The sequence below is a fragment of the Burkholderia paludis genome (assembly GCF_000732615.1).
Classification (GTDB): domain Bacteria; phylum Pseudomonadota; class Gammaproteobacteria; order Burkholderiales; family Burkholderiaceae; genus Burkholderia; species Burkholderia paludis.
In genome coordinates, this window is sequence record NZ_JPGL01000017.1 from 20,465 (window position 1) to 39,797 (window position 19,333).

The 19,333-nt window shown below is 69.3% G+C and carries 20 protein-coding genes; 9 read left to right on the plus strand and 11 right to left on the minus strand.

All coding sequences use genetic code 11. From position 1 onward, the window contains the following. The first annotated feature begins 24 nt into the window (after window positions 1-24). Together GQ56_RS0112530 and GQ56_RS0112535 are read left to right on the plus strand one after the other, a co-directional pair. A complete protein-coding gene (locus tag GQ56_RS0112530) occupies window positions 25-918 on the plus strand; it encodes a LysR family transcriptional regulator (RefSeq protein ID WP_031398980.1) in 894 nt (297 codons plus the stop codon). Between the two features lie 141 nt (window positions 919-1,059). Next, the gene (locus tag GQ56_RS0112535) at window positions 1,060-1,464 is read left to right on the plus strand and encodes a DUF2471 family protein (RefSeq protein ID WP_031398981.1); all 405 of its coding nucleotides are present in this window, start codon (window positions 1,060-1,062) and stop codon (window positions 1,462-1,464) included. Between the two features lie 179 nt (window positions 1,465-1,643). Here GQ56_RS0112535 and GQ56_RS0112540 read toward each other — a convergent pair whose 3' ends face one another. Further along, on the minus strand, window positions 1,644-3,677 hold the full coding sequence (locus tag GQ56_RS0112540) for an NADPH-dependent 2,4-dienoyl-CoA reductase (protein WP_031398982.1): 2,034 nt from the start codon (window positions 3,675-3,677) through the stop codon (window positions 1,644-1,646). 75 nt (window positions 3,678-3,752) lie between these two features. Here GQ56_RS0112540 and GQ56_RS0112545 point away from each other — a divergent pair, with 75 nt between their 5' ends. Beyond that, window positions 3,753-4,859 (plus strand): AraC family transcriptional regulator, encoded by a 1,107-nt coding sequence (locus tag GQ56_RS0112545; protein WP_052007252.1) that lies wholly within the window; start codon window positions 3,753-3,755, stop codon window positions 4,857-4,859. Here the strand turns inward: GQ56_RS0112545 and GQ56_RS0112550 are convergent. The 3 genes from GQ56_RS0112550 to GQ56_RS0112560 all read right to left on the minus strand — a co-directional run bounded on the left by GQ56_RS0112550 (window position 4,799) and on the right by GQ56_RS0112560 (window position 7,143). Beyond that, the gene (locus tag GQ56_RS0112550; protein WP_031398984.1) at window positions 4,799-5,293 is read right to left on the minus strand and encodes an aconitase X swivel domain-containing protein; all 495 of its coding nucleotides are present in this window, start codon (window positions 5,291-5,293) and stop codon (window positions 4,799-4,801) included. The genes GQ56_RS0112545 and GQ56_RS0112550 overlap by 61 nt on opposite strands. Then, window positions 5,286-6,533, minus strand: a complete 1,248-nt coding sequence (locus tag GQ56_RS0112555) for an aconitase X (protein ID WP_031398985.1) — start codon at window positions 6,531-6,533, stop codon at window positions 5,286-5,288. Before GQ56_RS0112555 ends, GQ56_RS0112550 begins: the two co-directional genes overlap by 8 nt. A 181-nt stretch (window positions 6,534-6,714) precedes the next feature. Continuing rightward, window positions 6,715-7,143, minus strand: coding sequence for a MarR family winged helix-turn-helix transcriptional regulator (locus GQ56_RS0112560; RefSeq protein ID WP_031398986.1), 429 nt, complete (start codon window positions 7,141-7,143; stop codon window positions 6,715-6,717). A gap of 109 nt (window positions 7,144-7,252) precedes the next feature. On the opposite strand from GQ56_RS0112560, the gene GQ56_RS0112565 reads away from it, so the two are divergent. The 5 genes from GQ56_RS0112565 to GQ56_RS0112585 all read left to right on the plus strand — a co-directional run bounded on the left by GQ56_RS0112565 (window position 7,253) and on the right by GQ56_RS0112585 (window position 12,913). Continuing rightward, a complete protein-coding gene (locus GQ56_RS0112565) occupies window positions 7,253-8,173 on the plus strand; it encodes a LysR family transcriptional regulator (RefSeq protein WP_031398987.1) in 921 nt (306 codons plus the stop codon). 81 nt (window positions 8,174-8,254) lie between these two features. Continuing rightward, window positions 8,255-8,686 (plus strand): MarR family winged helix-turn-helix transcriptional regulator, encoded by a 432-nt coding sequence (locus GQ56_RS0112570; RefSeq protein ID WP_031398988.1) that lies wholly within the window; start codon window positions 8,255-8,257, stop codon window positions 8,684-8,686. Window positions 8,687-8,777: 91 nt separating this feature from the next. Next, the gene (locus GQ56_RS0112575) at window positions 8,778-9,869 is read left to right on the plus strand and encodes an HlyD family secretion protein (RefSeq protein ID WP_031398989.1); all 1,092 of its coding nucleotides are present in this window, start codon (window positions 8,778-8,780) and stop codon (window positions 9,867-9,869) included. Between the two features lie 13 nt (window positions 9,870-9,882). Next, on the plus strand, window positions 9,883-11,457 hold the full coding sequence (locus GQ56_RS0112580) for a DHA2 family efflux MFS transporter permease subunit (RefSeq protein WP_031398990.1): 1,575 nt from the start codon (window positions 9,883-9,885) through the stop codon (window positions 11,455-11,457). A 19-nt stretch (window positions 11,458-11,476) separates the two neighbouring features. Further along, complete coding sequence (locus tag GQ56_RS0112585; protein WP_031398991.1) at window positions 11,477-12,913, plus strand: efflux transporter outer membrane subunit; 1,437 nt, start codon at window positions 11,477-11,479, stop codon at window positions 12,911-12,913. A gap of 37 nt (window positions 12,914-12,950) precedes the next feature. On the opposite strand, the gene GQ56_RS0112590 is transcribed toward GQ56_RS0112585, so the two are convergent. From GQ56_RS0112590 to GQ56_RS0112600, 3 genes are all read right to left on the minus strand, one after another. Beyond that, window positions 12,951-13,577 (minus strand): DUF6886 family protein, encoded by a 627-nt coding sequence (locus GQ56_RS0112590; protein ID WP_200877986.1) that lies wholly within the window; start codon window positions 13,575-13,577, stop codon window positions 12,951-12,953. A gap of 20 nt (window positions 13,578-13,597) precedes the next feature. Continuing rightward, the gene (locus tag GQ56_RS0112595; RefSeq protein WP_031398993.1) at window positions 13,598-14,221 is read right to left on the minus strand and encodes a LysE family translocator; all 624 of its coding nucleotides are present in this window, start codon (window positions 14,219-14,221) and stop codon (window positions 13,598-13,600) included. A gap of 90 nt (window positions 14,222-14,311) precedes the next feature. Continuing rightward, window positions 14,312-14,722: a TIGR02594 family protein gene (locus tag GQ56_RS0112600; RefSeq protein ID WP_031398994.1), complete on the minus strand. Its 411-nt coding sequence runs from the start codon at window positions 14,720-14,722 to the stop codon at window positions 14,312-14,314. A gap of 257 nt (window positions 14,723-14,979) precedes the next feature. Here GQ56_RS0112600 and GQ56_RS0112605 point away from each other — a divergent pair, with 257 nt between their 5' ends. Continuing rightward, window positions 14,980-15,432 carry a carboxymuconolactone decarboxylase family protein gene (locus GQ56_RS0112605; protein ID WP_075122931.1) on the plus strand — a complete coding sequence of 151 codons (453 nt, stop codon included), beginning with the start codon at window positions 14,980-14,982 and terminating at the stop codon, window positions 15,430-15,432. Here the strand turns inward: GQ56_RS0112605 and GQ56_RS0112610 are convergent. The 4 genes from GQ56_RS0112610 to GQ56_RS0112625 all read right to left on the minus strand — a co-directional run bounded on the left by GQ56_RS0112610 (window position 15,383) and on the right by GQ56_RS0112625 (window position 19,292). Continuing rightward, window positions 15,383-16,285, minus strand: a complete 903-nt coding sequence (locus tag GQ56_RS0112610) for a LysR family transcriptional regulator (RefSeq protein ID WP_031398996.1) — start codon at window positions 16,283-16,285, stop codon at window positions 15,383-15,385. The genes GQ56_RS0112605 and GQ56_RS0112610 overlap by 50 nt on opposite strands. A gap of 176 nt (window positions 16,286-16,461) precedes the next feature. Further along, window positions 16,462-17,724, minus strand: a complete 1,263-nt coding sequence (locus GQ56_RS0112615; RefSeq protein WP_043301341.1) for a serine hydrolase domain-containing protein — start codon at window positions 17,722-17,724, stop codon at window positions 16,462-16,464. A 245-nt stretch (window positions 17,725-17,969) separates the two neighbouring features. Then, window positions 17,970-18,425 carry a GNAT family N-acetyltransferase gene (locus GQ56_RS0112620; RefSeq protein ID WP_031398998.1) on the minus strand — a complete coding sequence of 152 codons (456 nt, stop codon included), beginning with the start codon at window positions 18,423-18,425 and terminating at the stop codon, window positions 17,970-17,972. A 78-nt stretch (window positions 18,426-18,503) separates the two neighbouring features. Next, window positions 18,504-19,292 carry a hypothetical protein gene (locus tag GQ56_RS0112625; protein ID WP_031398999.1) on the minus strand — a complete coding sequence of 263 codons (789 nt, stop codon included), beginning with the start codon at window positions 19,290-19,292 and terminating at the stop codon, window positions 18,504-18,506. Window positions 19,293-19,333: the final 41 nt, after the last annotated feature.

Genomic DNA, 19,333 nt, shown 5'->3' on the forward strand with positions numbered 1-19,333 from the left:
ATTCCCGATATGCCAGGTATAGCCATGAACAATCTCAGGCGACTCGACCTGAACCTGCTCGTCACGCTGGACGTGCTGCTCGCCGAGCACAACGTCACGCGCGCCGCCGAAAAACTGGGCATGTCGCAGCCGTCGGTCAGCGTGCAGCTGCAGAAACTGCGCGACGTGTTCGGCGATCCGCTGCTGCTGCCGGGGCCGCGCGGGATGCGGCCGACCGCACGCGCGGAAGCGCTGCGCGAGCCGTTGCGGGACGCCATCGAAGCCATCGGGCGCGCGGTGATCCCCGCCACGCCGTTCGATCCCGCCACCGCGACGAACACGTGGCGGGTAGCCGCAACCGATTACGGCGAATCGACGATCGTGCTGCCCGCGCTGAACGCGCTGCGGTCGGCCGCACCGGGTACGCGGCTCGCCGTCGTCGAGCTCGTGCCGCCGCGCATCGAACAGGATGCCGAACGAAACGGCATCGACCTCGCGTTCCACACGACCGAGGGGTCGCCGCCCGGCATGCGGCGCCGGCCGCTGTTCGTCGAGCGCTACGTGCTCGTCGGGCGCGCCGGTCATCCGAAGCTGAAGCGGCGCCCCACGCTCGCGCAGTTCGGCGCGCTCGAGCACGTGATCGTGTCGCCCGACGGCGGCGGCTTCTTCGGCGTGACGGACGACGCGCTCGCGCAGGTCGGTGCGACGCGGCGCGTCGTGCTGTCGGTGCCGCATTTCCTGTTCGTGATGTCGGCCGTCGCCAGCACCGACCTCGTCGCGATGCTGCCCGAGAGGCTGGTGCGCGACGTGCCCGCACTGCGCGTGGTGGAAGCACCGGTCGACGTGCCCGGCTACGAAATGTCGATGCTGTGGCACGAACGCGTGCATCGCGATCCGGCGCACCGCTGGTTGCGGGAAACGATCTCGGCATCGGTCTGATCCGCCCGGCCGCGGGGGGGCGGCTGACATCTGCTGTCGCCAGGGGCTTGAAAGTCCGCCGATCACTGTATATATTTACAGTGTTTCTGCGTCATTTGACCCGAATTCCGTCATCCCGAGACGGTCTTTAGTGAGGCGACCATGTTCCAGTCATCCGCATTCGATCCCGAGCAACCCGGCTTCAATCCCGTCCACTTCGAGCGCGCCGCGCAGCGGGCGGTCGTCGATCTGCAGCGCGTCGTCGGCGGCCCCGCGCAGCGGGCGCTCGGCCTGCGGCGCCGCACCCACCCCGCCGCCGTCCGCACGATGAGCTGGCAGGCGCTGCTGAACGTCGAAGAGCTGGCCTTCTCGAATGCCGGCTTCCTGAACCGCAACGATCCGACCGTCGTCGACGCATTCATCCGGCTGCGCGACAGCCGGCTGGTCGCCTCGGACACCGAGGAGCCGGTGGACTGGCGTCGCGACGACGACGACCTGCCGGCCGTCTACCTGATCGTCAAGGCGATGCTCGATGCGGAAGAGGAAGAGCGCGCCGAAGCGGGCTGAGCCGCGCCGGCCGCTCGCGGCGCGCCGCCGCGCAGCAGGCTCGTGCGGCCCGTGCCCATGCCCGTCGCCGCGCTCCCGTGCGGGCGGGCCGGCGCGCCGGATCGCACACTGCGCGCCGTCGCGCGGGCAAGCCAGCGCCGCGCGACGAACGCCGGAACGAACCTGCCGGGGGCCGCGCGTTACAGCCGTGCCGCCAGCCGCGAGCCCTGGTCGATCGCGCGTTTCGCGTCGAGTTCGGCGGCCAGTTCCGCGCCGCCGATCAGGTGCACCGGGCGCCCGGCCGCCTGCAGCGGCGCAAGCAGCGCGCGCTGCGGCTCCTGCCCGGTGCAGAGCACGATCGTGTCGGCTTCGATCAGCGCGTGATCGGTGCGCTGCTCGCCGTACGACACGTGCAGCCCGCGTTCGTCGATCCGTTCGTAGTTCACGCCGCCGATCATCGTCACCTGCTTCATCTTCAGCGTCGCGCGGTGAATCCAGCCGGTCGTCTTGCCGAGCCCCTTGCCGAGCGGCGCGGCCTTGCGCTGCAGCAGCGTCACTTCGCGCGCGGGCGCGGCGACCTGCGCGCGCGTCACGCCGCCGCGCGTCGCGGCCGGGTCGGTCACGCCCCACTCGGCCTTCCACGCGTCCAGGTCGAGCGCGGGCGACTCGCCGTCCTGCACCAGATATTCGGCGACGTCGAAGCCGATCCCGCCCGCGCCGACCACCGCGACGCGCCGGCCGACCGGCTGCCTGCCCGCGAGCACGTCGATGTAGCTGAGCACGTTCGGCCCGTCCTGCCCCGGAATCTTCGGGTCGCGCGGCGAGACGCCGGTCGCGAGCACGATCTCGTCGTAGCCGCCCGCGATCAGGTCGCTCGCGTCGACCCGGCGGTTCAGGTGCAGATTCACGCCGGTCAGCGCGATCTGCCGGCCGAAGTAGCTCAGCGCTTCATGAAACTCCTCCTTGCCCGGAATCCGCTTCGCCAGGTTGAACTGGCCGCCGATCTCGGCCGCGCCGTCGAACAGGTCGACCCGATGGCCGCGCAGGGCGAGCACGGTCGAGCACGCGAGCCCGGCCGGCCCCGCGCCGACCACCGCGATACGCTTCGGCTGCGCCGCGGGCGTGTATTCCAGCTCCGTCTCGTGGCACGCGCGCGGATTCAGCAGGCACGACGCGATCCGGTTCTTGAACGCGTGATCGAGGCACGCCTGGTTGCAGCCGATGCAGGTGTTGATCTCGTCGGCGCGGCCCTGCGCGGCCTTGACCACGAATTCGGCATCCGCGAGCAGCGGACGCGCCATCGACACCATGTCCGCGCAGCCGTCCGCGAGGATCTGCTCGGCCACTTCCGGCCGGTTGATCCGGTTGGTCGTCACGAGCGGAATGCCGACCTCGCCCTTCATCTTCTTCGTCACCCACGCGAACGCGCCGCGCGGCACCGACGTCGCGATCGTCGGCACGCGCGCCTCGTGCCAGCCGATCCCGGTGTTGATGAGGGTCGCGCCCGCGCGCTCGACGGCCTTCGCGAGCTGCACGGTTTCGCTCCAGTCGCTGCCGTCCGGAATCAGGTCGAGCATCGACAGCCGGTAGATCAGGATGAAATCGCGGCCGACCGCTTCGCGGGTGCGCTCGACGATCTCGATCGGCAAGCGGATGCGGTTCTCGTACGCGCCGCCCCACTGGTCGGTGCGCTTGTTCGTATGCATCGAGATGAACTGGTTGATCAGGTAGCCCTCGGAGCCCATGATCTCGACGCCGTCGTAACCGGCTTCGCGCGCGAGCGTCGCGCAGCGGACGAACGCGCGGATCTGCCGCTCGACGCCGCGCGCGCTCAGCTCGTGCGGCGCGAACGGCGAGATCGGCGACTTGATCTTCGACGGCGCGACCGCGAACGGGTGATAGCCGTAGCGGCCCGTATGCAGGATCTGCAGCGCGATCTTGCCGTCCTCGGCATGCACGGCGTCCGTGATCTCGCGATGCCGCCGCGCGGCGCCCGACGTCATCAGCGTGCCGCCGAACGGCTTGGTCCAGCCAGCCACGTTCGGCGCGAAACCGCCCGTCACGATCAGGCCGACGCCGCCGCGCGCGCGCTCGGCGAAATAGGCGGCGAGCCGCGGCAGCGTCTTGCGGCTGTCCTCGAGGCCCGTATGCATCGAGCCCATCAGCACGCGATTCTTCAGCGTCGTGAAGCCGAGATCGAGCGGAGCGAGCAGGTGGGGAAAGGGTGTTGTCATGATGGTCGCGCCGATAAGCAATGCCTGCCATCGTAGGCGCGCGCCGCCTTGAACGTGAGGGGGCAAACAGCCATAATGCTTGTCATTTCCGGCCAAGAAGACATGACCTCCCCCCTTGCCAAGGATCGCCTCGGGCTGCGCCGGCCGACGATTCCGGTCGCCTATACGCGCCTGCTGCTGCAGGCGCTGGCCGCGCGCGGCGTCGACCTTGCCGCGGTGCGCGCCGGCACAGGCCTGCGCGACGCGGTGCTGGCCGAGCCGGACGCGCGCGTCGCGCCGTCGCAATGGGGGCGGCTCGTGCTCAACGCGATCGAGATCGGCGGCGATCCGGGCATCGGGCTCGCGTTCGGGCTGCTGCTGAAGCCGACCGTGCACGGCTTTCTCGGCTATGCGACGCTGACCGCGCGGGACATCCGCGAGGCGCTGGCGGTCACGCAGCGCTACTTCCGCATGCGCAACCGTCAATATCGGCTGACCTATGCGGAGGACGAACGCGGCGCGACCCTCGAGCTGCACGGCGTGCAGGCGAGCCCGGTGCTGCAGCACCACGTGATGTTCGAATTCGTGCTGACGGGGCTCGCGCAGAACATCTCGCAATGGGCCGGGCGCGCGTCGCCGCCGATCGCGCTGCGCTTCGCGTGGCCGGAGCCCGCGTATTTCGCGCGCTATCGCGATACGTTGCCGCCGGTCGAATTCGGTTGCGCGGCGAACGCGCTATGGATCGCACGCGACGTGCTCGACTGGCCGCTGCCGCTCGCCGACGAAGTCGCGCACCGGCAGGCGCTCGTGCAGGTCGAGCGCGAATATGCGCAGGTGCGGCAGGAGGAAGGCGATCTGGTCGAGCGCGTGCGCGCGGAGCTGGCGCGCACCGCAGGCGCCTACCCGGGGCCCGACAGGCTGGCGGATGCACTGCTGGTGTCGACGCGCACGCTGCGGCGCCGGCTGGAGGAAGCCGGTTCGGGCTACCGGCAACTGCTCGACGAAGCGCGGTTTCGCGACGCGAAGCAACTGCTCGCCGCATCGGATCTCGACCTGAAGACGATCGCCGAGCGGCTGCAATTCACCGATCCGGCGAACTTCACGCGCGCGTTCCGGCGCTGGGCCGGGCAAACGCCCAGCGCCTACCGGGAAGCGGCCGGCGCGCTGGCGGAACCGGCGGCGGCCGGCGCGTCGTCCAGATAGATCCGCGCGCCGCCATCGCTGCCGGCCGCCTCGATCCGCACGTCGCCCGGCGCGGCCGCGATCGCGTCGTACACATCGTCGGTCACGCACACCACCGGCACCGCGATCGCATACAGCTCGGCGGCCACGATCGCGCCGATCGAGAGGATCAGGTCGCGCTCCTTCAGCACGATCCCGACCGGCCCGGTGCCGTTGCGCACCGCTTCCGCGAGCACGCTGCTGCTCGAACTCGAGCCCTTCGCGTGCGGCATCACCATCACCTTGCCGGCCAGGCTCGCACCGGCCTGCGGATGGCCGCGATCGACGATCCGGCCCGCGCCCGAGTCGTAGCCGCCCCAGAAGCTGAGCGGCCTGTCGAGCACGAACGCGCGTGCGCACGCGCTACCCGGCACGAGCGTGTCGCCCGCCCACTGCTTGCCCGTCGCTTCAGTCATCGAATCGCACCTTTCCTTCGTACGCCGACCGCACGCATTCGCGCATGCTGCCGTACGCGACCGTCACGCCGATGTTCGCGGGCGCATAGGACGCCCATTTCCCCGAGTTGGTCATCACGAGCCCCGACAACTGCTTCATCACCGGCGTGATGTACGTGCAGGTGTCGACGACGATCTGGATGCCGCGCGCGGCGAACTTCGCCGCGAGGCCGGCTTGCTCCAGCTCCCACAGGATGAAACGGCTCGTGTTCACGTAGAAATCGCAGGCCGGCTTGCCGTCGAACGCGTCGAGCAGCATGTCGAGCGTGCGAAATTCGGCCAGCGAGAAATGCGGCGTGCCGAGCGCCACCGCGACGAGCGCATCGCCGGCCGCGCCGTGGTTCAGCGTGCGGCGAATCTCGGCGAGATCGGCCATCGACACGTCGACCGTGCGTCGCGCCGCCTGCCCGTGCAGCGCGGCGTCGAGCGTCGGCGCCTCGGGCGTCACGCCGACCGCATGGAACAGCGCGACGGCCCCGCTCGAGGCGGCGGCCGCGCCGAGCGCCTTGAGCTCGTCCTCGGTGGTGTCCGCCGGCAGCCCGACGATCGCCGGCACGACCGCGCCCGCGAGCTTGCCGATCGCCAGGCCGAGCGCGGCGAAATGAATGTCGCGCGACGGCAGGCCGCTGAAATCCGGTGCGTTGAAGACGATCCGCGCCGCGCGGTTCGCTTCGACGTGGAGCCCCGCGTACGGCGCCCGGCCGGTGATCGCGGCGGCCAGGTCGAGAAAGTCGCCGTACCGGCTCGTGCGCGCGCCGAGCACCGAGTTCGCGAACACGATCGCGTTGGATTCGGCCCATGCGATCTGCTCGCCTTGCGCGGGTCGCTTCTTCAGCTGATACGGCGCGCACGTGAAGCTCGATTCGCAGCCGAGCTGCAGATGCGCGTCCATCAGGCGCTGCGCGTCGCGCCGGATCGTGCGGTCGCCGTGGTACAGCTCGGGGTGGATCAGGTCGAGCGACCCGACGTTCAGCGTGGTCGGCACCGCGACCTTCGCGCCGGTGTCGACGAAATACTCGACGAAATCGAGGCTGGTCTGGCCGTGGTAAAGACAGCCGTCGATATGCGCGGACGTGATGTCGATCAGGTGCGGCGCGGACATCACCTGCGCCGTGCGCGCGACGATCCGCATCGCGCGCGCGACGCCGTCGCCGAAATCCCCGCGCAACATCGCGTCGTCGCGGTCACTCAACTGCAGCATCGGTTGCTCCTTTGACGCGGGCCGGCGGCGCCGGCCCGTGATACCCGTCGAAGGACTCTACAACTGGAAATAAAAACTGTCCAGATTGCCGCCGATCCGGACAATCCGAAAACCAATTCCCGTTCCGGAACGCAGTTCAAGCAAGCGATGGCTTGAATTCCGATCCAGTTCGCCGCCAGCCCTAGCGTTGCGCGGTGAGGCTGAACAGCTCGTCGCGCAGCGCCTGCGCGCGCCCCTGGCCGAACTGCGTCTCGAATTCGTCCTGCGCGGCCTGCCACGCGACTTTCGCCTCGGCGAACGTGCGCTCGCCGAGCTTCGTGAGGTGCAGCGCGTGCGCGCGCGCATCGCGCTCGGCCGCCGCCGTCGCGACGAAGCCGTCGCGCTGCAGCGGCTTCAGCGCGCGCAGCAGCGTCGTGCGGTCCATCACGAGCGCGTCGGCGAGTTCGCTCATCAACAGGCCCGGCCGGTGCGCCAGGTTCACCATGATCGAGAACTGCGCGGGCGTGACGCCGACCGGGGCCAGATGGCGCTCGTACAGTTGCGTGACGAAGCGCGCCGCCTGACGCAGCGCGAGACAGTTGCACGCTTGACCCATCGGGATGTCGTTCATGCTCCGCAATTTATATGTGCATATGCATAAAGTCAATGTACACTCCGCCGTAACGGAGCCGGCGGCCGGCCGGAGGCGTCCGGCGCCCCGCGATCGCAAGGAGACGGACATGGACTACATCGACAAGCTGCGGATCTTCCGGTCGGTGGTGGAGATGCGCAGCTTCACACGCGCCGCCGACATGCACGGCCTCGCGCGGCCTGTCGTGTCGCGCGCGGTGGCGGATCTCGAGGCGCGCTTCGGCAGCCGGCTGCTGCACCGGACCACGCGCCAGGTGTCGCTGACCGAAACGGCCGAGCGCATCTACGCACGCTGCACGGCCGTGCTCGACGAACTCGACGCACTCGAGATGGACGCGCAGGCGCCCACGCGCGAACCCGAAGGGCTGCTGCGCATGGTCGCGCACACGACGGCCGCGCTGAACCGCCTCGTGCCGCTGATCGCCGGCTTCAAGGCCGCGCATCCGAAGGTGCGCCTCGACGTCACGCTGACCGAGCGCCCGGTCGATCTCGTCGGCGAAGGCTACGACATCGGCATCGTCGTGCCGTACATGCTGACGAGCGAAACGACCGTCGTGCGGCTGGTCGAACGGATCCCGGTCGTGATCGTCGCGACGCCGGCGTACCTGCGCGCGCATCCGCGCCCCGACACGCCGGCCGACCTGGCCGATCATCCGTTCGTGCCGATGTCGCCGTCGCTGCGCCGGCCCGCGCTGTCGTTCCGCATCGACGGCGACACGCTGACCGTGCCGTTCCGTTTCGACATCTCGTCCAACAGCCCCGTCTTCAATCGCGAGATGGTGATGCACGACTTCGGGATCGGCGTCGTGCCGAAAACGCTCGTGCGGGCCGAACTCGCGTCGGGCGCGCTCGTGCAGCTGCTGCCGGACGCCGATCTCGTCGACGCGTTCGTCGAGATCAAGCTCGCCTACGCGAACCGGGCGCTGCTGCCCGCGAAGGTCAAGGCCTTCATCGACTACACGGCCGCCTACTGCGACCGCGAAGGCTGGATCGTGCCGGCGGCGGCGTGACGCCGATTGGTACAACGGCGACACCAATCTGATCCCGCCCCGGCCATCGATCCGCCCCGCGCCACGCCCTAACATGTGCACATGCACAAGACCACGCTCACCGACGACGATTGCTTCGCGGTCCGGCAAGCCGCCCGCCGGATCTCGCAGTTCTACGAGCGTTACCTGTCGCGGGCGGGCGTGACGCCGTCGCAGTACAGCATCCTCGCCCTGCTGCGCGAGCGGCCGGGCCTGACGATGGCGACGCTGTCCGCGGTGCTGGTGATCGAACGCACGGCGCTGCTGCGCGCACTCAGGCCGCTGGTCGGCGCGGCGCTGGTGGCGGGCCGGATCGAGCCGCCGTACCGCCGCCAGACCTTCGCGCTGACCGCGCACGGCGAAACGAAGATCGCCGACGCGCACGTGCACTGGCTCGCCGCTCAGGAAGCGTTCGAGCGGCGGTTCGGGCCGGCGCAGGCGGCCCGCCTGAGAGACGAACTGTTCCGGATCACGCACAACCTGCCGGAACGCTAGGGCCCGCTCGCACCACGCGCGGGCCCGCCCCTTCCCCGATCGACGACGCGTCGTCGATCGACTTGATCAGTGCATATACATAGGTGAATCGATGGATACGACCCAAGCCGCTGCCTCCCGCGAGGCAGCCACCACCGACCGGCCCGCGGCGCAGCGCCGCCGCGTGCCGTGGATGCGCATCGCGCTGGGCGCCGTCGTGGTGGTGCTCGCCGCGGCCGCGCTCGACTGGCTGTTCGTGCTGCGCTTCCAGGAAAGCACCGACGATGCATATGTCGGCGGCGACGTGACGGTGCTCGCGCCGAAGGTCAACGGCTTCGTCGACCGGATCCTCGTGACCGACAACCAGCGCGTGAAGGCCGGCGACGTGCTCGTGCAGCTCGACGCCCGCGACTACGACGCGAAGCTCGCGCAGGCCCGCGCCGAAGTGGACGGCGCGCGCGCCGCCGTGACCGAACTCGAAGCGAAGCAGCAGTTGCAAGACGCGGTGATCGGCCAGCAGGCGGCCGACAGGAGCGCATCGTCGGCCGAGCTGACGCGTGCCGCGGCGGATCGCGTGCGCTACCGCGAACTCGTGAAATCCGACGCCGTGTCGAACCAGATCGTCGAGCGCGCGGATGCCGACTATTCGAAGGCCGACGCGGCCGTCGCACGCAGCGACGCCGCGCTGCTCGCCTCGAAGCGGCAGCTCGACGTGCTCGGCGCGCAGCTCGCCGACGCGCGGGCCCGCGTGAACACCGCGCTTGCCGCGCAGCGCGTCGCCGCGCTCGACGTCGAATACACGACGATCCGCTCGCCGGTCGACGGTTACGTCGGCAACCGCACGGGCCGCGTCGGGATGCTCGCGAACGTCGGCGTGCCGCTGCTGACGATCGTGCCGGCCACCGGGCTGTGGATCGATGCGAACTTCAAGGAAGACCAGTTGCGCAAGATGCGCGCGGGCGACCGCGTCGACGTGTCGCTCGATGCGTCGAGCACGCGCCTGCACGGCCGCGTCGACAGCGTCGCGCCCGCGACCGGCGCGACCTTCAGCGTGCTGCCGCCCGAAAACGCGACCGGCAACTTCACGAAGATCGTCCAGCGCGTGCCCGTGCGCGTGCATCTCGACCCGCAGCCGGGCCTCGAGCAGGTGCTCCGCCCCGGCCTGTCCGCGGTCGTGACCGTGCACATCGACCACGCCAACTGAACGGGAGCCTGCGATGACCACCGCGTTTTCCGGCGACCCCGCGTCGCAACCGACCCGGCAGCGCGTCTTCGCGTTCGCGCTGATGTGCGTCGGCTTCTTCATGGCGACGCTCGACATCCAGATCGTCGCGTCGTCGCTGCGCGACATCGGCGGCGGCCTGTCCGCGAGCCAGGACGAGCTGTCGTGGGTGCAGACGGCCTACCTGATCGCCGAGATCATCGTGATCCCGATGTCGGGCTGGCTGTCGAAGGTGATGTCGACCCGCTGGCTGTTCGTCGCGTCGGCCGTCGGCTTCACGATCACGAGCATGCTGTGCGGGCTTGCATGGGACATCAACTCGATGATCCTGTTTCGCGGGCTGCAGGGCGCGCTCGGCGCCGCGATGATCCCGACCGTGTTCACCACCGCGTTCGTGCTGTTCCCCGGCCGGCAGCGGCTGATCGCGTCGACGACCATCGGCGCGCTCGCGTCGCTCGCGCCGGCGATCGGCCCCGTGATCGGCGGCTGGATCACCGACCAGTGGTCGTGGCACTGGCTGTTCTACCTGAACCTCGTGCCGGGCGTCGCGGTGGCCGCGCTCGTGCCGCGCTACGTGCACATCGACCAGCCCGATCCCGGCCTCGTGCGGCGCGGCGACTATCGCGGCATCGTGCTGATGTCGGGCTTCCTCGGCTGCCTCGAATACGTGCTGGAGGAAGGCCCGCGCAAGAACTGGTTCGGCGACGACGCGATCGTCGCGTGCGCGTGGATCTCCGGCATCTGCGGCTTCCTGTTCATCGTGCATGCGCTGACCGCGGAAGACCCGATCGTCGACCTGCGCGCGCTCGCGGTGCGCAACTTCGGGATCGGCAGCCTGCTGTCGTTCGTGACCGGTATCGGGATCTTCGTGACCGTGTTCCTGACGCCGCTGTTCCTCGCGCAGGTGCGCGCGTTCAGCTCGCTGCAGATCGGCATCGCGCTGCTGTCGGTCGGGGCGTTCCAGTTGCTGGCGCTGTGTGCGTACGCGTTCGCCGCGCGCCATGTGAGCATGCGCGCGCTGCTCGTGTTCGGGCTGGTCTGCTTCGGCCTCGGCTGCTACCTGTACACGCCGATCACGCACGACTGGGGCTGGCGCGAACTGCTGCTGCCGCAGGCGCTGCGCGGGATCGGCCAGCAATTCAGCGTGCCGCCGATCGTGACGATGGCGCTCGGCTCGCTGCCGCAGTCGCGGCTGAAATCGGCGAGCGGCCTGTTCAACCTGATGCGCAATCTCGGCGGCGCGATCGGCATCGCGGTGAGCGCGACGATGCTCAACGACCGGCTGAATTTCCATTACCTGCGCCTGAACGAACACGTGAGCGCCGGCGCGCCGCAGGTTGCGTCGCTGCTCGATCGCCAGGCCGCGTACTGGACGGCCGTGGCGGGCAATACGCTGAACACCGCGCAGGCGGGACTCGCGAACCTGCACCGGCTGATCTACCGCGAAGCGCTGACGCTCACCTATGCGGATGCGTATTACGCGCTGTCGCTGTGCTTCGTCGTCGCGCTGGTTGCCGTCGCGTTTTCCAAACCCATCACCCTGAACGCGCCGCCGCCGGACGCGCACTGAGATCGAGGCCATCGCCATCATGAAGAAATTACTCGTCGCCGTCGCCGTCAGCGCCCTCGCCGCCGGATGCGCGGTGCAGCCCGCACAGCATCCGGCGCTGCAGGATTCGGTTCGAACGCTCGCGCCCGACGGCTGGGATACCGAGGTGCCGCGTGCGGACATCGACGCCGCCGCGTGGTGGGCGCAATTCCACGACCCCGTGCTGGACCGGCTGATCGCGACCGTGCTCGACGGCAACCTCGATCTGCAGGCCGCCGCCGAACGCGTGAAGCAGGCGCAGGCGCTGACCGTGCAGAAGCGCGCGGTGCTGTTGCCGGAACTCGACGCAAGCGCGCATGCGGCCGATGCGCGCCAGAACACGCCGCCGCCGCTCGGCTACGTGCGGCAGGCCGGCGCGGGGCTGGCGCTGAGCTGGTCGCCCGACGTGTTCGGCGGCGAGCGGCTCGACCTGCTCGCCGCGCAGGCCGCGCTCGTCGGCAGCACGCATGCGGAAGATGCGATGCGGCTCGCGCTCGCGGCCGATGCGGCGTCCGCATACGTCGACCTGCGCTGGGCGCAGCAGGAACTGAAGATCCTGAAGGATAACGAAACGATCCGGCGGCGTGCGCTCGAACTCACGCGCAAGCGGCAGGCGTTCGGGCTGTCGACGGAACTGGACGTCACGCGCGCGCAGAACCAGCTCGACGCACTCGACGCGCGGATTCCTCCGACCCGGGCGCAGATCGCGCATCAGCTCAACCTGATCGCCGTGTATTCGGGGCGCACGCCGGAGTCGGTCGACCGGCTCCTGCTGACGCAGGCCGGCGCGATTCCCGCGCCGCCGGCCGGCGCGCCGGCGACGCTGCCTTCACAGGCGCTGCTGCGCCGGCCCGACGTACTGACCGCCTATGCGCAGGTCGAACAACGCGCGGCGCAAGTGGGCGTGGCCAGGGCCGAACGCTACCCGAAGTTCTCGCTGAACCTGACGGACGGGATCCTGGCCGCGTCGTATCTCGGGCTGCCGACGTTGACCGACAACCTGTTCAGCGCCGCGTTGAGCGCGACGAGCCCGATCTTCAATGCCGGACGCATCACGGCCGGGATCGTGCAGAGCGAAAGCCGGATGCGCGAGTCGGAACTCGGATTGCGGCAGACGATGCTGCAGGCGCTGCGGGAAGTGGAGGACGCGCGCGCGAATCTCGTCGGCGCCGACGCGGCGACGCAGCGGCTCGATAGCGCGCTTGCCGCGTCGGACAAGGCGCTCGGGTTGGCCAATCAGCTCTACAAGGGCGGCGCGACGGATTTCCTCGACGTGCTGTCGGCGCAGGAGGTGTATCTGCGGGATTCGGATTCGCTCAACCAGGCGCGGCGCGAACATGCGCTGGCGGCCGTTGCGCTTTACCGGTCGCTGGGAGGCGGGTGGAGCCGGCACGATGCGGGGGACGCACCGGCCACGGAAGCGATGGCGCGGAACTGAGCGCGCCGGATTGCCCGGCGCGTCCGCGCTCGCCGGTTCACGACGGTTCGGGCGGACAGGACGGCGTCGAATGGTTCCAGCCCGGCGGCCCCCAGTCCAGCGCGTTCCGCAGCCGGATGCCGCTCGCGTGCAGCGTCGTGTCCCACAGCGGTTTCAGCGGCGTGAGGCGCGCCAGGCTGCGCAGCTCGACGCCCTGCTCCGCCAGCCGGGCCGGCAGATCGCGCACGGTGTCGCGCGCCGCCGGCATCACCGCGCCGCGCGACACCCACATGCCCAGCTCGTCGACGCTGTCGAAGCCCGTCGCGGGCAGGCTGTAGCGATACAGCGTCGCGGCTTCGACGCGCTCGAGCCAGCCCTCCTCCACATAGGCGACGGCGCGGGCGCCGCCCGTCCCGAGCCATGCGCGCCGGTCGGCCGCCGACGTGTGCGGCGTCGGCCAGATCAGGATGCGCGGGCATTCGCGCGGAAAGAGATAGAGAAAGCTGTGCAGCGCGTCGATGGCCCACACGAGCGGGCCGTTGAGCCAGTCCCGCGCCGGCCCGCGATCGACCGGAACGCGCAACGGCCGCGGCTCGAACCGCCCGATGCCGGGATCGTCGCTGAAGTGGAACAGCGTCCCGTCCAGCCGCCGCCGCTCGCCCTGCCGCGCAGCCGGATCGCGCACGATGCAGCGTGCGGGCGTGCCTACCGGTCCAGCGCGAGCTTCGCGCCGAGCCCCAGCAGGATCGTTCCCATCACCGCGTCGATCGGCTTGCGCAACTTCGCATAGCCCGTCTGCACGCGGTTCGTCGAGAACAGCACGGCAACCGTGCAGAACCACGTCAGCGAGACGGCGACGACCACGGCCAGCGTCGCGCCATGCACCCAGGCCGGCGCATGCGCGGGCAGCAGCGTGACGAACAGGCTGCCGAAGAACGCGGCGGCTTTCGGATTCGTCAGGCCGACCAGCAGCCCTTTCCGGTACGCGTGCACGCCGCCGCGCACGACCGGCCGGCTCGCGGCCTCGGGCTGCGGCGCCGGTTGGCGCAGGCCCGCCAACGTCCTGACGCCCAGATAGATCAGGTACGCGGCGCCGGCGATGCGGATCGCCTCGTACAGCCACGCGAGTTTCGCGACGATCAGGCCGAGCCCGAAAATCGCCATCGCGGCCCAGGCCGCATGCGACGACGCGATGCCCAGCGCGGCCAGCAGGCCGGCGCGGCGATGGCCGAGCGCATGCGAGGAAACGGCGATCAGGTCGGGGCCGGGGCTGACGCACGCCAGCCACATCACGCCGCCCACTGCGGCGAGTTGGGGAAGATAGCTCATGGCGATTCGGGTGGATGCGGGTCGAGGAGGACGACCGGGCTACTCTAGCACGCCGATTTCGGTTGCATGCGGGACGATCCGCGCCGCGGCTCAGCCGGCGTCGGGCCAGCGGTATCCGATCACTTCGTGCAACGGATACGCGAGTTCGCGCACCTCTTCCAGCTGGTTGCCGCCGAACAGATGCACGTGTTCGCGGTCGTGCCGCAGGTAGAAACCGACATGCCCTTTCCAGCTCGCGGGATCGTCGCGCGTCAGGACGGCGATGCAGCCGTACACGGGGCGCTCCAGCGGCCGGCCCCATTCGAGCCACGAACGCGCGAGCGCCGAGCCCGTGCCGCGCATGCCGGCATGCGTCATGCACCAGTTGACGAACGACGAGCACCAGGAAATCTTGTCGTCGTAACCGGCCAGGTTCGTCTGGTCGTTGTATTCGACGATGCGCGGGTTGATGCTGCCCGGCGGGTGCCGCCGGATGCCGCGCTCGGCCAGCGCGACGGGCATCCACGGCGGATGGGCGGCCGCCGGCTCTCTGTCGGGGTGGAATCGGGTCACGTCGTTCCCGTGCGTGTGTGAGGTGCGGTCGATCTTCGCACGAACGGCGCCCGGCGGCGAGCGCCGCCGCGCGCACGGCCGGCCGGTCACGCATTGCCCACTCGCGGTGGGAACTGTTACGACCCGCGCCGGGTTTTTCCGGGCGCGCCGGCGCCGCACACTCCATGGGTCCGCCGGCATTTCGGCGCTTCACGACGAGGTCAACGATGACGCAACCCCTTCTTCCCCGCGACGACACCTATGCCCGTGGTCTCGCGTTGTTCGAGCGCCTGCACGGCGCGCACAGCGGCAAGGATCTGGCGCAGTCGCGCGAAACGCTCTGCCCCGACTTCCTGACGATGACGATGCAATGGGCGTTCGCCGGCGTGCTCGACCGGCCCGGGCTCGACCTCGCGACCCGCGAGCTGGTCGTGATCGCCAGTTGCGTGACGCTCGGCTACGCGCTCCCGCAATTGCGCGCGCACGTCGAAGCGGCGCTGGTTGCCGGCGCGACGCGCGAGCAGATCGTCGAGGCGATCCTGCAGACGATGTTCTACGGCGGCGGCGCGGCCGTGAACAATGCGCTGGGCGTCGTGGCGGAAGTGTTCGCCGCGCTGCCCGACGACGGGCTCAACGCGCCGGCTCCGCAACCGCAAAATGATCGAGCGCAAACGCGATGAACGCGCGGAGCTTGGCCGGCGCGCCGGCATCGCGCGCGTAGAGCAGGTAGAAATCGCGGCCGCGCGATTCGTACGCGGCCAGCAGCCGCTGCAGGCGGCCCGCCTCGAGGTCGGCCTTGACCAGGCCGAGCGGCTGCAGGATCACGCCGCCGCCGGCCAGCGCGGCCTCGCGCAGCGCGGGGCCGCTGTCGACGCGCAACCGGTACGCGACCGGCACTTCGAGCGCGCCGTCGGGCCCGTCGAACCGCCACCGGTAACGCGGCCCCCAGCGCGTATGGCCCAGGCAATCGTGGTTCAGCAGATCCTGCGGCGTCGCCGGCGTGCCGTGCCGGGCCAGGTAGTCCGGCGACGCGCACACGACCATCCGGTAATACGACGGCAACGGCCGCGCGACCAGCGACGAATCGGCCAGCGGCCCGACGCGAAACGCGAGGTCGATGCCGTCGCCGACCGGATCGACTGCCGCATCGGTCAGCACGAGTTCGATATCGACGCGCGGATACTGCGCGAGAAAAACGGCGACGGCGGGGGCGAGCTGCGTGACGCCGAACGAAATCGGCGCGGCGATGCGCAGGTGGCCGGACGGGTCGCCGCCGAGCGTCGACGCGGCGTCGTCGGCGGTCTCGACCCGCTCGAGGATGTCGCGGCAATGCTCCAGGTAGAGCACGCCGGCCTCGGTCAGATGATGACGGCGCGTCGTGCGGTGCAGCAGCTTCACGCCGAGACGCGCTTCGAGCGCGTTCAGGTGCTTGCCGACCATGCTCGACGACAGGCCGAGCCGCTCGGCCGCGGTGGTCAGGCTGCCGGTGCTGACGATCTCGACGAACACCGACATGCTTTCGAAGCGGTCCATGATGATTGGGCGGGTGGACGACGGAAGGATGCGCGTCCGGCGCGGTGCGGCCGGATGCGCGTGGCGCTCAATCTTCGCACGAACGCCGCGGATGGCCGCGCCGTTCCCGCGCGGCGGTCGCCACGCGATGCGCCCGCCGCGTCACCCTGCCGGCCGCACGTCCCGCACGCGGCCCGTCAACGGCTGGCGAGGCTGGCGTTTCCATACTGGGCGACGAGCGCGTACCACAGTGCATAAACCTCCTTCATGCCTGGATCGTGGTCGTTGGTCCATACGGCCGTCTGCACGAGGACGAGCTTCGACGCCGGGTCGACGATGATTCTCTGGCCGTCCATCCCCTGCAGCGCGAACATGCGCCGCTCGCCCGGCAACAACCACACCTGGTACCCGTAGCCGAACACCGGGTTGGCCTTGCCCGGCGCGAGAAAGCCGTCGCCGGGCGCGACCGTCGTCGCCTGCAGCAGCCAGTCGCGCGGCACGATCTGCCGGCCGTTCCACTGGCCGTCATGCGCGAGCATCATGCCGAGCCGGGCCCAGTCGCGCAGCGTGGCGCTCACGCAGCAATAGGTGATGTTCTCCCCGGTCGCGTCGCGTCCCCACGATGCATCCGACTCCATGCCCATCTTCTGCCAGATGCGCTCGCTCGCGTATTGCGCGACGCTCATGCGGGTGGCGTGGCTCACCACGAGGCCGAGCACTTCGGTTTCGATGCTCGCATAGCTGAAGTGCGTGCCGGGCGCCCGCTCGCGCGTGTTGAAGTGCCTGACGGCGTCGATCGCGCCGAGCCCGTGCGGATCGAAGAGTTCGAGCCCGAACTTGTCGCGGTCGTCGCCGGCATTGTCGTCTTCGAAGAAATGGACGCCGGACGACATGTGCAGCAGGTCGCGGATCGAGGTCTGCCCGTACGGGCTGTCCGCCAGCTCCGGCACATAGGCCGCCGCGCGATCGTCGATCGAGTGGATCGCGCCTTCGGAGACGGCGATGCCGACCAGCAGGCCGACGATCGTCTTCGCCATCGATTGCGACATGAAACGGTCGGCGTCCGTCCGGGCGTAACGATAGTGTTCGTAGAGAATCGTGTCGTCGCGCGCGATCAGCAGCCCCGTTACCGGATTGCGCTCGAGATAGTCGTCGAGATTGCGGTTCTGCCCGGCATACGGGTAGATCAGCGACAGCTCCCGCCCGGACGATTTCAGTATCGACGGGGTGCCGGCCCGCGCCACGGGATCGGTCATGCGCACCTTGTCGAAATGGGTGTAGTAGCCGACGAACTGCTGCTGGGTTCTCCCGTGGCCGGGCACCGGCAACGGATAGCGATCGGCCGCGCCGTAGGCGTCCGCCGCGTATCCGGTATCGGAAAAAACGGGCTTCGGCTGCGCAACGGTACAAGACAACGCGAGGAAACTCCCGACGGCAACCGCCCTGACACTGTGACGCATGACCAGACTCCTTTTTCGATAGAGACTGCAGCTATCTTCAGATCATTGCTCAACGCCCGGTGCGGGCTGCCGTTGACCGGCCGAGTGTTTCAGAATGTAACCAGGGAGGTGCGCGACGGGCGTCGACGCGGACGCCGCGATGCGCCGGCATCCGCCGAATGGCGAAGGGCGGCGTGCAACGTCGCACCCGCACGTGCATGTGCACGTGCGACGCTGCGGACGAGCGGGCGAATGCCGCCGGCGTCTCAGGCCGCGATGCGCTTCTGCATGAATACGCTCAACGGGTCGTCCGCGTAATCGCCGAACGGCCCGCGGCGCTCATATCCCGCGGACGCATACAAGGCCAGCGCCTCGTGTTGACAAGGGCCGGTTTCCAGCCGGAGCACCGTACAGCCGAGCTCGATTGCCCGCGACTCGAGCCTCGCCATGAGTGTCCTGGCGATGCCCTGCCCACGGCCGCGCGGGCTGACGTACATGCGCTTCAGTTCGCCGAATCCGGGGTGGAGGACGATCGCCCCGCAGCCGACGGCCTGACCGTCGCCGTCCCGTGCGACGGCAAACAGCACATTGGCTTGCTTCAGCGACGCGATATCCACGACATGCCGGCTCTCGGGCGGGTACAGCGTGTCCTGGTACGCGTCCAGATCGGCGATGAGGGCGATGACGTCGGCCTGGTCGGGAGATTCGAAAGCAATGGTCATGACGGAAAGGGCTGGCAGGGTTGGCGAAAGCGCAACGGAACGGCCGGTCGACCCGGCGGCAGTCGATGCCGTTGCGTCCTATCGGACGACGGCATCGACCATCGCCTGTACTTCGGACAGCAGCCGCGCATAGTACTTCTGTCGCGGCACATGCGTGTCGTAACAAGCCTTGCGCTGTTCATCGGTCAGCCCTTCCGCATTGCAGGCGGCGATCGCCGGCAACGTCGCATCCCGCCACAGGATGTAGGCCCGCTCCCCCTGCCGGATCGATACCGCCATCGTGCTCGGCGCATCCGGCATCCCGTCCTGGCTGTGACCCAACAGCAACGCCTTCACCACGGCGTCGGCCGGCTTGCGCTTCACCGGCAATTCGGTGAAGCGGAACGCCATCGCGTCGTCGTCGAAGATGTCGGCGTAAAACGTCTCGTTGTCGAAAATGGCCGCGACGTCGTCCGGCGACTTGATCCCCGCATCCGCCGTCGCCACCCAGGCCTTCAGCAGCGGCACCGTCGTCACGACGAGACTCACCTTTCCGTCGTTCGATTTCAGGAACAGGCCGTCCGGCCCGGGCGTCGTCCCGCCGTCGATGTAGAGGCCGTCGACGGTGCTCCCCGCCTTCGCGGGAAACCCTTTCGCGTCGACCTTCCCGACCAGTTTCGCGAGCCGCGCGTTGACCTCCGGCGTGTACTTCTTGTCCAGCGCCATCTTGTCGTCCCATTGCGCCGCGCCGATCTCGTCGGTGGCCTGCTTGCGATAGGCCAGATACGCATCGGTGGGCGACCGGATCATCTTCGCCCCGACCACCGCAACGACCGCGACGAGCGCCACCGCTCCCGCGCCGGCCTTCCATCCGAAAAAGCGCTTCATTTTTATTGACGTCACCGAATCCCGCGCCGACAGATCAAACG

Excerpts from the sequence above, each read along its gene's own strand:
- GQ56_RS0112530 (WP_031398980.1), top strand. The coding sequence starts at position 25 with ATGAACAATCTCAGGCGACTCGACCTGAACCTGCTCGTCACGCTGGAC.
- GQ56_RS0112535 (WP_031398981.1), top strand. The coding sequence starts at position 1,060 with ATGTTCCAGTCATCCGCATTCGATCCCGAGCAACCCGGCTTCAATCCC.
- GQ56_RS0112540 (WP_031398982.1), bottom strand. The coding sequence starts at position 3,677 with ATGACAACACCCTTTCCCCACCTGCTCGCTCCGCTCGATCTCGGCTTC.
- GQ56_RS0112545 (WP_052007252.1), top strand. The coding sequence starts at position 3,753 with ATGCTTGTCATTTCCGGCCAAGAAGACATGACCTCCCCCCTTGCCAAG.
- GQ56_RS0112550 (WP_031398984.1), bottom strand. The coding sequence starts at position 5,293 with ATGACTGAAGCGACGGGCAAGCAGTGGGCGGGCGACACGCTCGTGCCG.
- GQ56_RS0112555 (WP_031398985.1), bottom strand. The coding sequence starts at position 6,533 with ATGCTGCAGTTGAGTGACCGCGACGACGCGATGTTGCGCGGGGATTTC.
- GQ56_RS0112560 (WP_031398986.1), bottom strand. The coding sequence starts at position 7,143 with ATGAACGACATCCCGATGGGTCAAGCGTGCAACTGTCTCGCGCTGCGT.
- GQ56_RS0112565 (WP_031398987.1), top strand. The coding sequence starts at position 7,253 with ATGGACTACATCGACAAGCTGCGGATCTTCCGGTCGGTGGTGGAGATG.
- GQ56_RS0112570 (WP_031398988.1), top strand. The coding sequence starts at position 8,255 with ATGCACAAGACCACGCTCACCGACGACGATTGCTTCGCGGTCCGGCAA.
- GQ56_RS0112575 (WP_031398989.1), top strand. The coding sequence starts at position 8,778 with ATGGATACGACCCAAGCCGCTGCCTCCCGCGAGGCAGCCACCACCGAC.
- GQ56_RS0112580 (WP_031398990.1), top strand. The coding sequence starts at position 9,883 with ATGACCACCGCGTTTTCCGGCGACCCCGCGTCGCAACCGACCCGGCAG.
- GQ56_RS0112585 (WP_031398991.1), top strand. The coding sequence starts at position 11,477 with ATGAAGAAATTACTCGTCGCCGTCGCCGTCAGCGCCCTCGCCGCCGGA.
- GQ56_RS0112595 (WP_031398993.1), bottom strand. The coding sequence starts at position 14,221 with ATGAGCTATCTTCCCCAACTCGCCGCAGTGGGCGGCGTGATGTGGCTG.
- GQ56_RS0112600 (WP_031398994.1), bottom strand. The coding sequence starts at position 14,722 with ATGCCCGTCGCGCTGGCCGAGCGCGGCATCCGGCGGCACCCGCCGGGC.
- GQ56_RS0112605 (WP_075122931.1), top strand. The coding sequence starts at position 14,980 with ATGACGCAACCCCTTCTTCCCCGCGACGACACCTATGCCCGTGGTCTC.
- GQ56_RS0112610 (WP_031398996.1), bottom strand. The coding sequence starts at position 16,285 with ATGGACCGCTTCGAAAGCATGTCGGTGTTCGTCGAGATCGTCAGCACC.
- GQ56_RS0112615 (WP_043301341.1), bottom strand. The coding sequence starts at position 17,724 with ATGCGTCACAGTGTCAGGGCGGTTGCCGTCGGGAGTTTCCTCGCGTTG.
- GQ56_RS0112620 (WP_031398998.1), bottom strand. The coding sequence starts at position 18,425 with ATGACCATTGCTTTCGAATCTCCCGACCAGGCCGACGTCATCGCCCTC.
- GQ56_RS0112625 (WP_031398999.1), bottom strand. The coding sequence starts at position 19,292 with ATGAAGCGCTTTTTCGGATGGAAGGCCGGCGCGGGAGCGGTGGCGCTC.